The 13,327-nt window shown below is 57.7% G+C and carries 11 protein-coding genes; 6 read left to right on the forward strand and 5 right to left on the reverse strand.

Annotated elements, in window-relative coordinates:
* Positions 1-24: 24 nt before the first annotated feature.
* Positions 25-3,471, reverse strand: a complete 3,447-nt coding sequence (gene mfd, locus BWI76_RS11205) for a transcription-repair coupling factor (RefSeq protein WP_049089981.1) — start codon at positions 3,469-3,471, stop codon at positions 25-27.
* 305 nt (positions 3,472-3,776) lie between these two features.
* Here mfd and lolC point away from each other — a divergent pair, with 305 nt between their 5' ends.
* The 6 genes from lolC to BWI76_RS11235 are packed head-to-tail and all read left to right on the forward strand — an operon-like array spanning position 3,777 to position 9,068.
* Positions 3,777-4,976: a lipoprotein-releasing ABC transporter permease subunit LolC gene (gene lolC / locus BWI76_RS11210; protein ID WP_004131430.1), complete on the forward strand. Its 1,200-nt coding sequence runs from the start codon at positions 3,777-3,779 to the stop codon at positions 4,974-4,976.
* On the forward strand, positions 4,969-5,670 hold the full coding sequence (lolD, locus tag BWI76_RS11215; protein WP_004138368.1) for a lipoprotein-releasing ABC transporter ATP-binding protein LolD: 702 nt from the start codon (positions 4,969-4,971) through the stop codon (positions 5,668-5,670). The genes lolC and lolD overlap by 8 nt, the downstream gene beginning before the upstream one ends.
* Positions 5,670-6,914 (forward strand): lipoprotein-releasing ABC transporter permease subunit LolE, encoded by a 1,245-nt coding sequence (gene lolE / locus BWI76_RS11220; RefSeq protein ID WP_004138367.1) that lies wholly within the window; start codon positions 5,670-5,672, stop codon positions 6,912-6,914. The genes lolD and lolE overlap by 1 nt, the downstream gene beginning before the upstream one ends.
* Positions 6,915-6,962: 48 nt before the next feature.
* A complete protein-coding gene (nagK, locus tag BWI76_RS11225) occupies positions 6,963-7,874 on the forward strand; it encodes an N-acetylglucosamine kinase (protein ID WP_024359531.1) in 912 nt (303 codons plus the stop codon).
* Positions 7,875-7,888: 14 nt separating this feature from the next.
* Positions 7,889-8,734, forward strand: coding sequence for a Sir2 family NAD+-dependent deacetylase (gene cobB / locus BWI76_RS11230; protein WP_024359530.1), 846 nt, complete (start codon positions 7,889-7,891; stop codon positions 8,732-8,734).
* Positions 8,735-8,762: 28 nt separating this feature from the next.
* Positions 8,763-9,068 carry a hypothetical protein gene (locus BWI76_RS11235; protein WP_004138364.1) on the forward strand — a complete coding sequence of 102 codons (306 nt, stop codon included), beginning with the start codon at positions 8,763-8,765 and terminating at the stop codon, positions 9,066-9,068.
* Positions 9,069-9,414: 346 nt separating this feature from the next.
* On the opposite strand, the gene potD is transcribed toward BWI76_RS11235, so the two are convergent.
* From potD to potA, 4 genes are read right to left on the reverse strand one after another with little or no spacing between them, the layout of a single operon-like run.
* Positions 9,415-10,461, reverse strand: a complete 1,047-nt coding sequence (gene potD, locus BWI76_RS11240; RefSeq protein ID WP_024359528.1) for a spermidine/putrescine ABC transporter substrate-binding protein PotD — start codon at positions 10,459-10,461, stop codon at positions 9,415-9,417.
* Positions 10,458-11,243, reverse strand: coding sequence for a spermidine/putrescine ABC transporter permease PotC (gene potC, locus BWI76_RS11245; protein WP_004138360.1), 786 nt, complete (start codon positions 11,241-11,243; stop codon positions 10,458-10,460). The genes potD and potC overlap by 4 nt, the downstream gene beginning before the upstream one ends.
* Complete coding sequence (potB, locus tag BWI76_RS11250) at positions 11,240-12,097, reverse strand: spermidine/putrescine ABC transporter permease PotB (protein ID WP_004131456.1); 858 nt, start codon at positions 12,095-12,097, stop codon at positions 11,240-11,242. Before potB ends, potC begins: the two co-directional genes overlap by 4 nt.
* Positions 12,081-13,217 (reverse strand): spermidine/putrescine ABC transporter ATP-binding protein PotA, encoded by a 1,137-nt coding sequence (gene potA, locus BWI76_RS11255; RefSeq protein WP_004138358.1) that lies wholly within the window; start codon positions 13,215-13,217, stop codon positions 12,081-12,083. Before potA ends, potB begins: the two co-directional genes overlap by 17 nt.
* Positions 13,218-13,327: the final 110 nt, after the last annotated feature.

Below are 13,327 nucleotides of genomic sequence, written 5' to 3' on the forward strand. Positions count from 1 at the left end.
GCGCGGACCGTATCCCGAATGCTATCAGGCGGTGGCGTTCTCTTCCAGCTGGCGCATAAACTGGCGCACCCACTCCATCCGCGTTTTACGCTCGGCGAGATCCTGCATAAACTTCAGACGCGTCGGGCCGTCCAGGCGATAGTGCTGGGGCTGCTTCTGCAACAGACTAATCAGCCACACCGGGTTAACGTTATTCTTCTCGTTAAACTCAATGGTGCCGCCTTTTTCGTTGCTCTCCAGCTTACGGATCCCCAGCTTCTGCGCCTGCTGGCGCAGTCGGGCGATGTCGAGCAGGTTTCTTGCCGGATCCGGCAGCAGGCCAAAGCGATCGATAAGCTCGACTTTGATCTCCTCCAGCTCATTCTCGTTCTTCGCGCTGGCAACGCGTTTGTAGAACGACAGGCGCGTATTGACGTCGGGGATGAAGTCGTCCGGCAGCAGCGACGGCATCCGTAGCTCAACTTCGGTCTGCTGGCTGGTGAGATCCTCCAGCGAGGGCTCGCGTCCGGCTTTTAGCGCGTCAACGGCATTTTCCAGCAGCTCCATGTAGAGAGAGAAACCGATGGTTTCCATAGAGCCGCTCTGATCTTCGCCCAGCAGTTCACCCGCGCCGCGAATTTCGAGGTCGTGGGTGGCCAGCGCGAATCCGGCGCCGAGATCTTCCAGCGACGCGATAGCCTCAAGGCGTTTTTGCGCATCGGTGGTCATCGCTTTTGGATGCGGCGTCAACAGCCATGCGTAGGCCTGATGATGCGAACGCCCGACCCGGCCGCGCAGCTGGTGCAGCTGAGCCAGCCCGAAGTGATCGGCGCGCTCGATAATAATGGTGTTCGCCGTCGGAATGTCGATCCCGGTCTCGATAATGGTGGTACATACTAGCACGTTAAAACGCTGGTGGTGGAAATCGTTCATCACCCGTTCGAGTTCGCGTTCGCGCATCTGCCCGTGGCCAATGGCGATACGCGCTTCCGGCACCAGCTCCGCGAGTCTTTCCGCCGCTTTTTGAATATTCTCGACGTCATTATAGAGATAGTAGACCTGGCCGCCGCGCAGCACCTCACGCAGGATCGCCTCGCGTACCACCAGCGCGTCATATTCGCGAACGAAGGTTTTGACCGCCAGACGCCGTGCGGGGGGCGTGGCGATGATCGAGAGGTCGCGCATACCGCTCATTGCCATATTCAGCGTTCGCGGAATCGGCGTCGCGGTCAGGGTCAGGATATCGACGTCGGCGCGCATTGCCTTAATGCGCTCTTTGTGGCGTACGCCAAAGCGGTGCTCTTCATCGACAATCAGCAGGCCGAGATCGCGCAGCTTAACGTCCGGCTGCAGCAGCTTATGGGTGCCGATAAGAATATCGATTTTCCCCTCCGCGACCTGCTCAAGGATCTGCGCCTGCTCTTTAGCGCTCCGAAAGCGCGATAGCATCTCAATGCGCACCGGCCAGTTGGCGAAGCGATCGCGGAAGTTATCGAAGTGCTGCTGGGCGAGGAGGGTGGTAGGCACCAGCACCGCCACCTGCTTATGGTTTTCCACCGCCAGAAACGCGGCGCGCATCGCCACTTCCGTCTTGCCGAAGCCAACGTCGCCGCACACCAGGCGGTCCATCGCCAGCGGCTGGCACATATCGCTCAGTACGGCGTTGATGGCCTGCGCCTGATCGGGCGTGGTTTCGAACGGGAAGCCGTCGCAGAACAGCTGATACTGCTCTTTATCATGTTTAAATGCGTAGCCCGCTTTCGCCGCGCGCTGGGCGTAGATATCCAGCAGCTCGGCGGCCACGTCGCGCACCTTTTCGGCGGCTTTTTGCCGCGCTCGCGCCCACGCATCGCCGCCCAGCTTGTGCAGCGGCGCATTCTCTTCCGCGCCGCCGGCGTAGCGGCTAATCAGATGCAGCGACGATACCGGCACGTACAGTTTGGCGTCGTTCGCGTAGGTCAGCATCAGGTATTCGCCGTTAATCCCGCCCGCCTCAAGCGTGGTCATGCCGGCGTAGCGCCCAACCCCATGCTCAAGATGCACCACCGGTTGGCCGATATGCAGCTCCGCCAGGTTACGGATTAAGGTGTCCGGATTGATGGTGCGGCGTGAATCCTGACGACGGCGGGCGACGCGCTCGCCCAGCAGATCGCTTTCGCAAATCAGCGCCAGATTCCGCTGGCTATCGATAAAGCCATGCTCTGCCGCGCCAATCATCAGATAGCGGCCGTTAGCCGTCGCCTCTTCAAGACGCAGGATATGCTTTGGCGCGATTTTAATGCGCGCCAGCATTTCGCCGAGCGCCTCGCGACGCCCCTCGCTCTCGACCGAGAAAATCACCGGCCCGCTGAAGGACTCGAGGAAGCGACGCAGATTATCCAGCGGCGCTTTGTTCTGCGCCTGGATCGCCAGCTCGTGTAGTTTCTGGTAGCCGAGGTTGGTATTGGCGGCTTTTTCCGCCAGACGCTCGGTTTTGAGCTGCACGCGCGGCCATTTTTTCAGCTCGCTAAACAGTTCATCACTGCGTAGCCACAGCTGCTCCGTCGGCAAAAGCGGGCGCATCGGATCGACGCCGCGGTTTTCAAAGCGGGCGCGCGTTTCGTTCTGGAAACGTTCGGCGCTGGCTTCCAGATCGCCGGTGTTAACGATCAGCGTTTTCGCCGGGAAATAGCTGAACAGCGGCGGCAGCGGCTCGTTAAAGAACAGCGGCTGCCAGTATTCGATCCCCGCAGGCAGCGTGCCTTTACTGACCTGCTGATAAATATGCTCGGCGTCGCGTTTGACCTCAAAGCGGTCGCGCCACTGGCTGCGGAACAGCTCGATGGCGGCCTGATCCGTCGGGAATTCGTGCGCCGGAAGCAGGTTGATGCTGGCGACTTCCTCCAGCGTACGCTGGCTGTCGACGTCGAACAGACGCAGGCTATCTATCTCATCATCAAAAAAATCGAGACGATAGGGCTGCTCGCTGCCCATAGGGAACAGGTCAAGCAATGCGCCGCGGGTGGCGTACTCGCCGTGCTCCATCACCTGGTCGACGTGACGATAGCCGGCGCTATCCAACTGGGCGCGCAGCGCATCCCGCGACAGCCGCTGGCCTTTTTTCATCACCAGCGCGTGGCCGTGGAGGAAATTATGCGGACAGACGCGCTGCATCAGGGTGCTGACCGGAATGATTAATACGCCGCGTTCCATCGTCGGGAGCTGGTATAAGGTAGCGAGACGCGAAGAGATAATGTCCTGGTGCGGGGAGAAGCTATCGTAGGGGAGCGTTTCCCAGTCCGCGAGGCCCGCCACCATGCTATCGGTAAACTGCCTGATTTCATCGTTCAGACGCAGGGCGTTTTGCATATCGGGGGCAATCAGTACCACCGGGCCGCCGTGGCGCTCGGCCATTTCCGCCACCAGAGTGGCGCAGGCCGCGCCGGTAAGTTCGCCAAGCTGGCGCTGATCGCCGGCTTTAACCGGCAGAGAGTATCGGTATTGTTCAGGCATAGACGGTATCATGATCTCTTGGGTATTCGCTCTGCCGATATGGAGGGCAACTCGCTGATATTCAATAGTGAGATTATCCGCGATTGACCCGGATTCGCCAACCCGTATCGCAAAGGTCATGTTTTGGCCAGAAATGTAACGAACTCCGATAAGCGTAAAGTTAAATAACGACTTGCTCATCTATCTTGTTGTTTATATTGAATTTTTGTTATTATTGCCAATAAAATCTACAGGTATCAGTCATTTACGCTGCTCATAATCGCTTATATACTCGGGCATCGGCTATCAGCAATCAGATGGATGACATGTATCAACCTGCCGCACTCTTTATCGGCCTTCGCTATATGCGTGGGCGCGCAGCCGACCGCTTCGGTCGTTTCGTCTCCTGGCTCTCGACCATTGGCATTACGCTTGGCGTCATGGCGCTGGTTACCGTTCTGTCGGTGATGAACGGCTTTGAGCGCGAGCTGCAAAATAACATCCTGGGGCTGATGCCGCAGGCCATCCTTAGCGCCAAGCAGGGGTCCATAAACCCGCAACAGCTGCCGGAAAGCGCGGCCAGATTACAGGGCGTCACCCGCGTGGCGCCGCTGACCACCGGCGATGTGGTGCTGCAAAGCGCCCGCAGCGTGGCGGTTGGCGTAATGCTCGGCATCGACCCGGCGCAAAAAGATCCCCTGACGCCTTATCTGGTTAACGTCAAGCAGAGCGATCTGCAGGCCGGAAAGTATAACGTCATCCTGGGCGAGCAGCTGGCAGGGCAGTTGGGCGTCAATCGCGGCGACCAGATCCGCGTGATGGTGCCCTCCGCCAGCCAGTTCACCCCGATGGGGCGGGTTCCCAGCCAGCGTCTGTTTAACGTGATCGGCACCTTTGCCGCCAACAGCGAAGTCGATGGCTATCAGATGTTGACCAACATCGACGACGCTTCGCGCCTGATGCGCTATCCGCAGGGGAATATTACCGGCTGGCGGCTGTGGCTGAATCAGCCTTTACAGGTGGATACCCTCAGCCAGCAGACGCTACCGGAAGGGACCAAATGGCAGGACTGGCGCGAACGTAAAGGCGAGCTGTTCCAGGCCGTGCGGATGGAAAAAAATATGATGGGCCTGCTGTTGAGCCTGATCGTCGCCGTCGCCGCTTTTAACATCATTACCTCGCTAGGCATGATGGTCATGGAAAAGCAGGGCGAGGTGGCGATCCTCCAGACTCTCGGCCTGACGCCGCGGCAGATCATGCTGGTCTTTATGGTCCAGGGCGCGAGCGCCGGGATCGTCGGCGCGCTGCTTGGCGCCGGACTGGGCGCGCTGCTTGCCAGCCAGCTGAATAATTTGATGCCGATTATCGGCGCGTTCCTCGACGGCGCCGCGCTGCCGGTAGCCATTGAGCCGCTACAGGTGATCGTGATTGCCCTGGTGGCAATGGCGCTGGCATTACTCTCTACGTTGTATCCTTCATGGCGCGCTGCCGCCACTCAACCCGCTGAGGCTTTACGTTATGAATAAGATCCTGCTGCAATGCGACAACCTGTGCAAACGCTATCAGGAAGGCAGCGTGCAAACCGACGTGTTGCATGATGTCAGCTTCAGCATTGAAGAGGGCGAGATGATGGCGATTGTCGGCACCTCCGGTTCCGGCAAAAGTACGCTGCTGCATCTGCTTGGCGGGCTGGATACGCCGACCTCCGGCGACGTTATCTTTTCCGGTCAGTCGATGAGCCGACTCTCAGCCGCCGCGCGCGCCGATCTGCGCAACCGCGAGCTGGGCTTTATTTATCAGTTTCACCACCTGCTGCCGGATTTCACCGCGCTGGAAAACGTGGCGATGCCGCTGTTAATCGGTAAACAGAAGGCGGCGGATATTGAGCGTCAGGCGAAAGCGATGCTGCGCGCCGTCGGGCTTGAGCACCGCAGCGACCACCGCCCGTCGGAGCTCTCCGGCGGCGAGCGTCAGCGCGTAGCGATTGCCCGCGCGCTGGTCAATAAACCGCGGCTGGTGCTGGCGGATGAACCTACCGGTAACCTTGATGCCCGCAACGCCGACAGCATTTTTCAGCTGCTTGGCGAACTGAACGTGGCGCAGCGCACCGCCTTTCTGGTGGTGACCCACGACCTGCAGCTGGCAAAACGGATGAGCCGCCAGCTGGAGATGCGCGACGGGCGCCTGACCGCCGAACTCTCCCTGATGGGGGCTGAGTAATGGCTTCTCCGTTATCATTATTGATTGCCCTGCGCTTTAGCCGCGGACGGCGGCGCGGAGGGATGGTTTCGCTGATTTCAGTTATCTCGACCATCGGCATTGCGCTAGGCGTGGCGGTGCTGATCGTTGGCCTGAGCGCCATGAACGGCTTCGAGCGCGAGCTCAACAACCGCATTCTGGCGGTGGTGCCGCACGGTGAAATTGAGCCGGTGAACCAGCCGTGGAACAACTGGAACGAAGCGCTGGCGAAGGTTGAAAAGGTCAAAGGCATCGTTGCCGCGGCGCCTTACATTAACTTCACCGGGCTGGTGGAGAGCGGCAGCAACATGCGCGCCATCCAGGTAAAGGGCGTCGATCCGCAGCAGGAGAGCCGCCTCAGTTCGCTACCCAACTTTGTGCAGAACAACGCGTGGGCCAGCTTTAAAGCCGGAGAGCAGCAGGTGATCCTCGGTAAAGGCGTCGCCGATGCGCTGCACGTTAAGCAGGGCGACTGGGTGTCAATCATGATCCCCAACTCGGATGCCGACCACCAGCTGCTGCAGCCAAAGCGCGTCAGGCTCCACGTTACCGGTATTTTGCAGCTCAGCGGCCAGCTCGATCATAGTTTTGCCATGATCCCCATACAGGATGCGCAGCAGTACCTTGAAATGGGCAGCAGCGTGACCGGTATCGCCATTAAAGTCACCGATGTGTTCCACGCGAACACCCTGGTGCGCGATGCCGGCGAAGTGACCAACAGCTACGTATACATTAAGAGTTGGATAGGCACCTATGGCTATATGTACCGCGACATCCAGATGATCCGCGCCATTATGTACCTCGCGATGGTGCTGGTGATCGGCGTGGCCTGCTTTAACATCGTCTCGACCCTGGTGATGGCGGTGAAGGATAAAAGCGGCGATATTGCGGTGCTGCGCACGCTTGGCGCAAAAGACGGGCTGATCCGCGCGATTTTCGTATGGTATGGTTTACTTGCCGGTTCGGTAGGGAGCCTGATTGGGGTGGCGATTGGCGTTATCTGCGCCTTCAAGCTGACCGCAATCATTAACGGTATTGAGAACCTGATCGGGCATAAATTCCTCTCCGGCGACATCTATTTTATTGACTTCCTGCCGTCTGAACTGCACTGGCTGGACGTCGTTTACGTGCTGGTGACGGCACTGTTGCTGAGTTTGCTGGCCAGCTGGTATCCCGCCCGCCGCGCCAGCCGCATTGACCCGGCGAGGGTGCTGAGTGGCCAGTAATTTATCGTCATGGTCGGCTTTGCTGACCAGTAAAGAGGAATTGCTGAAATGTACTATGGATTTGACATTGGCGGCAGCAAGATAGCGCTGGGCATATTTGATAAAGCGCGGCGGCTGCAGTGGGAAAAACGCGTCGCCACGCCGAAAGAGAGCTACGAAGCATTTTTGCAGGCGGTAGAAGCGCTGGTACAGGAAGCTGACCAGCGCTTCGGCTGCCAGGGCTCGGTGGGCATTGGTATTCCGGGCATGCCGGAAACTGAAGACGGCACGCTGTACGCCGCCAACGTTCCCGCCGCCAGCGGCAGACGGCTGCGGGCCGATCTGAGCGAGCGTCTGGGGCGCGACGTGCGCCTTGATAACGATGCCAACTGTTTTGCCCTCTCCGAAGCGTGGGACGATGAATTTACGCAATATCCGCTGGTGATGGGGCTGATCCTCGGCACCGGGGTTGGCGGCGGTCTGGTGCTTAACGGTAAATCGATTACCGGGCATCGCTATATTACCGGCGAATTCGGCCATATCCGCCTGCCGGTGGATGCGCTGGAAGTGGTAGGGCGTGATTTTCCTCTGACCCGCTGCGGCTGCGGTCAGCTGGGCTGTATTGAAAACTATCTTTCCGGGCGCGGTTTCGCCTGGTTATACCAACACTTTTATCAACAATCCTTAACCTCACCCGAGATCGTCGCGCTCTGGCAACAGGGAGACGCGAAGGCGCGCGAGCACGTTGAGCGCTATCTCGATCTGCTGGCGGTGTGTCTGGGCAATATTTTAACGATTGTCGACCCCGATCTGCTGGTGCTTGGCGGAGGATTGTCTAACTTTACTGCAATAACCGAAGGGCTGGCGCAGCGCCTGCCGCGACATCTGCTTCCCGTTGCCAGCGTGCCGCGTATTGAGCGCGCGCGTCATGGCGATGCCGGAGGTATGCGCGGTGCGGCCTTCCTTCATCTGACTCAATAACGACAGAGGTAGCTATGCAGTCGCGCCGCTTACACCGATTAAGCCGATTTCGCCGCAACAAGCGCCGGTTACGAGACCGTTTGCGCCAGCGGATTTTCTTCGGCGAAGATAAGGAGACACCTGAAACGATGGAAAAACCAAGAGTCGTGGTGCTAACCGGCGCGGGCATTTCGGCGGAGTCGGGAATTAAAACCTTCCGCGCCGCAGATGGTCTGTGGGAAGAGCATCGGGTGGAAGACGTGGCGACGCCGGAAGGTTTCGCCCGCGACCCGGCGCTGGTACAGGCGTTTTACAACGACCGCCGCCGCCAGCTGCAAAGCCCTGACATCGCGCCCAATGCGGCGCATCAGGCGCTGGCGCGGCTGGAAGAGGCGCTGGGCGACCATTTCCTGCTGGTGACCCAGAATATCGATAATCTACACGAACGCGCGGGTAACCGGCGGATAATACACATGCACGGCGAACTGCTGAAGGTGCGCTGCTCGTGGAGTGGGCAGGTGCTGGAGTGGACCGGCGATGTGACCACGGAGGATAAATGCCACTGCTGCCAGTTTCCCGCGCCGCTGCGCCCGCACGTGGTGTGGTTCGGCGAGATGCCGCTGGATATGGATGAAATCTACCTGGCGCTGGCCGAGTGCGATATCTTTATCGCCATCGGCACTTCCGGGCACGTTTATCCGGCGGCCGGCTTTGTCCACGAAGCGCGGCTGCAGGGCGCCCATACGGTTGAGCTAAACCTCGAACCAAGCCAGGTGGGCAGCGAATTTGCTGAAAAGCACTATGGCCTGGCAAGCGAAGAAGTACCGAGGTTTGTGGAAAAATTGCTGCATGAGGTCGCCAGGTCGACGCCACGTCTTTGATAAATCGCAATGGAAAACAGGAGCGGCTATGGATAGCCCGTTAGTGATATCTTTCATTATTTTTATTGCCGCAGTTGGGGTTGGGCTGTGGAGTCAGTATTGCCTGCCCCGTCTTTCCGATAGCCGAAATATCCTGTTTATTATTTGTTTTTTTCTCGGTATCGGATCCGCCGCTTCATGTTTGTTTCATCTGCTCTATCTGCTGTTGGTCGGCCAGAGCGCACAGGGCGATATCGCCGCGTTCGGTACGCTTATTACGATAGCAGCGCTCTGGAAGCCGCTGAACTATGTCACCGACGCCGCAAATAAACGTAAGGGAAAGCGCAAAGAGTAGGCCTCTGGCGGGTCGTAAAAAAGCCGCCGCCATAATTCACTCTCACCCAGGCTGGCGAAAGCCTGGTGACAGATTGAAAGACAGAACAACAGGATAACTAACCCTTGTAACATATCTTAGAGCCTATCCCATCAGGACTCTTTCACTGGCCATTTTGGACTTGGGCAGAGCTTGACACAATACGGAAGTATTTTGAACGCCCTTCAGGGCGGCCCGGAGGGCGAGCGTAGCGAGACAATCCTCACGTGCTGCGTGTACGTCCGGCTTCTGTGCGTTATTCGTGCGCCAATAACGCCTACCGGGATAAGCGCATACTGCCGGGCCGAAGCCCGGCAGTATGGCGAAATTAACGACCCGCTTTCAGTTTCTGATAATACTCTTCATACAGGGTGCTGGCGCTGCCGACATCGTTCTGCCATTCGCCTTTCTGAATCGTCGCGGCGTCCGGGTAGAGCGATTTATCATTGGCGACTTCCGGGCTCAGCATCTTACGCGCGGCCAGGTTTGGCGTCGGGTAGCCGATGGTTTCCGCTACCTGTTTGGCGATTTCCGGGCGCAGCAGGAAGTTGATCAGCTTCAGCGCGCCGTCGACGTTTTTGGCGTTTGCCGGAATCGACAGGCTATCCATCCAGAAGATGCCGCCTTCTTTCGGCCACACCACTTCCAGCGGCGTACCGGCCTGACGCGCGACCCACGCGGAGCCGTTCCATACCATGCCGAGGTTTACTTCGCCTTCCATATACGGGTTCGCCGGGTTATCCGAGTTGAACGCCGCCACGTTCGGCATTAGCTTTTTCAGCTCGTTATAGGCCGCCTCGATCTCTTTGGGATCGGTGGTATTGCCGGAGTAACCCAGCTTACGCAGCGCTACCTGGAACACTTCGCGCGCGTCGTCGGTGAGCAGCAGGCTGCTCTTATACTCTGGCTTCCACAGATCCGCCCAGCTGGTGACGGTTTTGGGATCGATCTCGTCGCTGTTGATGCCAATGGCCGTCGCGCCCCAGATGTACGGAATCGAGTAGTCGTTGTTCGGGTCGAACGGTTTGTTGAGCATTTCAGGATCGAGGTTGCCGAAGTTGCTCAGCTTGCTCTTATCGATCTTCTGCAGCATGCCCTCTTTGCGCATTTTGTCGACGAAGTAGGTGGACGGCACCACCAGGTCGTAGGCGCCGTCTTTATAGGTTTTGAGCTTGGCGTACATGGTTTCATTCGATTCGTAGGTCGAATAGATAACCTTGATGCCGGTCTCTTTGGTGAACTGCTCCAGCAGTCCCGGCGGGACATACTCGGTCCAGTTGTAGAAATAGAGCGTTTTGCTATCGTCCGCATGCGCGGCGCTCATCCCGACTGCCAGAGCGCCCGCAGCGAGCAGGTGGCGTGACCATTTTTTCATTTTAACGTCCCCTGAGTTTTATCACGTGCAATTAACTGGCTGGCAATAACCATCACCAGCGACAGAACCAACAGAATGGTCGCCAGCGCGTTAACCTCTGGCGATACCCCCACTTTAACCATCGAATAAATCTTCAGCGGCAGGATCTCATAACCCGGCCCGGTGACGAACGAAGAAACCACCACATCATCCATCGACAGGGTAAAGCTCAGCAGCCACCCCGCGGCCACCGCGGGCAGCGCCAGCGGCAAAATGATTTTTCGCAGAATGGTCAGTTCGCTGGCGCCGAGATCTTTTGCGGCTTCCAGCATGCGTACATCGAAGCCTTTCAGGCGCGAAAACACCGTGACCACCACGAAGGGGAGGCAGAAAGTGATATGCGAAAACAGCAGCGACCAGAATCCCAGCTGAATGCCGATCAGCATAAACAGCACCAGCAGCGAAATCGCCATCACGATATCCGGCGACATCATCACCACGAACAGCATCCCGCTGACGAATGGCTTGCCGCGAAAGCGATAGCGGTAGAGCGCTACGGCGGTCAACGAGCCGATAAGGGTGGCGAAGGTGGCCGACAGCACCGCCATGGTCAGCGAGTGCTGCGCCGCCTGCAGCAGGCTGTCGTTATTCATCAGCAGGCTATACCAGTTGGTGGTGAAACCCTGCCAGTTGATGCCAAAGCGCGAACTGTTAAACGAATTCACGATCAGAATAATAATGGGGATGTAGAGATACGCGTAAATGGCGGTCATAAAGCCGCCGCGCAGCAGTCGACCAATCATTCCAGCTCCACCTTTTTATTCAGTAAGCGCGCCGCGCGCCAGTAAATCAGCAGCATCAGGCCCATCACCAGCGTCAGCGTGATGCTGGTCGCCGCGCCGAACGGCCAGTCGCGAATGTTGAGGAACTGGCTCTTTATCACGTTGCCGATCAGCAGGTTCTTCGCGCCGCCCATCAGGTCGGAAACGTAGAACAGCCCCATCGCCGGAAGCATCACCAGCAGGCAGCCGGCGATAATGCCCGGCATGGTCAGTGGAATGATGATGCGGATAAAGGTTTGCAGCTTACTGGCGCCAAGATCTCTCGCCGCTTCCAGCAGCGGGCGGTCGAGCTTCTCGATGCTGGAGTAGAGCGGCATCACCATAAACGGCAGCAGAATATAGACCAGGCCGATAATGACCGCCGAGGGGGTGTACATGATGCGCAGCGGCGTATCGATGACCCCCAGCCACAGCAAAAATTCGTTGAGGTAGCCCTTGGTGCTGAGGAAAATCTTCAGCCCGTAGATACGAATCAGCGAGTTGGTCCAGAACGGCACGATCAGCAGAAACAGCATCAGCGGGCGCACCTTTTCCGGCAGCCTTGCCAGGAACCAGGCGAAAGGGTAGCCGAGCGCCAGGCAGGCCAGCGTCGCCAGCAGCGCCATATTCAACGAATGCAACAGCACGTCGTAGTAGAGCGGGTCGAGCAGGCGCGCGTAGTTATCCAGCGTAAAGACCAGCTTAACGAAGTTGGTATCGTCGCGGGTCAGGAAGCTGGTAGCGATGATCATCAGGTTGGGCAAAAAGACGAACAGCACAAGCCAGCCCACGATGGTGGCGATCACCACATTCTGGAATTTACTTGTGTTCTTCATCGGCCAGCACAACCTCCCAGCTTTCTACCCAGTTAATGGCCATTTTCTGGTCGAGAGAGTGGTCAAAATCAGGATCGTCTTCATTAAAGAATTCGCTGACCATGACCATTTTGCCGTTTTCCAGTTCAACCACCGATTCCAGCGTCATGCCTTTATAGTTGCGTTCGCGGATATAGCCTATCAAGCCATCGGCATCGTTACTGTGGTGGATCTCATCCACGCGCAGATCTTCCGGACGCAGCAGAACGTTAAGCCGCTGGCCTTTTTCAACGGCGAAGCTGACGTAAATATTGCATTCGCGGCCTTCGACGCTGGCGCGCACCCGCTGCTCGTCGATCCGCTCGATGACTGTGGCATCGAAGATGTTGATTTCGCCGATAAAGCTGGCGACAAACAGGTTTTTTGGCTCTTCGTAGATCTCGCGCGGCGTGCCGTCCTGCTCAATTTTACCCTCGCGCATGACCACGATGCGGTCGGACATGGTCAGCGCCTCCTCCTGATCGTGGGTCACGAAGACGAAGGTGATGCCGAGCTTACGCTGAAGCGCCTTCAGCTCATTCTGCATCTGCTTGCGCAGTTTATAATCAAGTGCGGAGAGAGATTCATCAAGCAGCAGCAGGCGCGGTTTGTTGACTACCGCGCGGGCGATGGCGACGCGCTGCTGCTGGCCGCCGGAGAGCTGATGCGGTTTACGCTGGGCAAACGCGTCAAGCTGCACCATACGCAGGGCGTCGTGGACGCGGGGGGTAATTTCCGCGGCCGGGGTTTTCTGCATACGCAGGCCAAAGGCGACGTTTTCAAACACCGTCATGTGCGGAAACAGCGCATAGCTTTGAAAGACGGTGTTAACGTGGCGGTTTTCCGCCGGGATATGGGTGATATCGTGATCTTCGAGATGGATTCGGCCGCTATCGACGCTTTCCAGGCCGGCGATAAGACGAAGAACGGTTGTTTTACCGCAGCCGGAGGGGCCAAGCAGGGTGAGAAACTCACCGTTGTTGATGGTCAGATTGAGGTCGGATATTACCGTTTTACCATCAAAGCTTTTGCGAATTCCCGCCAGCTGAACCAGCGGAGAACGCGAACGCGGTTGTGTATTCAATTTTTGACTCTGTCCCATGTAGGCGCAGCGGAAAGCTTACCGATGCGGGGTTTGTGGTTAACCACCTTTGGTTTGACACATAAAATAATAAGGCCGAGCATTCTACGGCAAACGATTGTAATCGCCAA

This window comes from Klebsiella sp. M5al, from assembly GCF_002090195.1.
Classification (GTDB): domain Bacteria; phylum Pseudomonadota; class Gammaproteobacteria; order Enterobacterales; family Enterobacteriaceae; genus Klebsiella; species Klebsiella grimontii.

Coding starts and splice junctions, on each gene's coding strand:
- mfd (WP_049089981.1), bottom strand. CDS start 3,471: ATGCCTGAACAATACCGATACTCTCTGCCGGTTAAAGCCGGCGATCAG.
- lolC (WP_004131430.1), top strand. CDS start 3,777: ATGTATCAACCTGCCGCACTCTTTATCGGCCTTCGCTATATGCGTGGG.
- lolD (WP_004138368.1), top strand. CDS start 4,969: ATGAATAAGATCCTGCTGCAATGCGACAACCTGTGCAAACGCTATCAG.
- lolE (WP_004138367.1), top strand. CDS start 5,670: ATGGCTTCTCCGTTATCATTATTGATTGCCCTGCGCTTTAGCCGCGGA.
- nagK (WP_024359531.1), top strand. CDS start 6,963: ATGTACTATGGATTTGACATTGGCGGCAGCAAGATAGCGCTGGGCATA.
- cobB (WP_024359530.1), top strand. CDS start 7,889: ATGCAGTCGCGCCGCTTACACCGATTAAGCCGATTTCGCCGCAACAAG.
- BWI76_RS11235 (WP_004138364.1), top strand. CDS start 8,763: ATGGATAGCCCGTTAGTGATATCTTTCATTATTTTTATTGCCGCAGTT.
- potD (WP_024359528.1), bottom strand. CDS start 10,461: ATGAAAAAATGGTCACGCCACCTGCTCGCTGCGGGCGCTCTGGCAGTC.
- potC (WP_004138360.1), bottom strand. CDS start 11,243: ATGATTGGTCGACTGCTGCGCGGCGGCTTTATGACCGCCATTTACGCG.
- potB (WP_004131456.1), bottom strand. CDS start 12,097: ATGAAGAACACAAGTAAATTCCAGAATGTGGTGATCGCCACCATCGTG.
- potA (WP_004138358.1), bottom strand. CDS start 13,217: ATGGGACAGAGTCAAAAATTGAATACACAACCGCGTTCGCGTTCTCCG.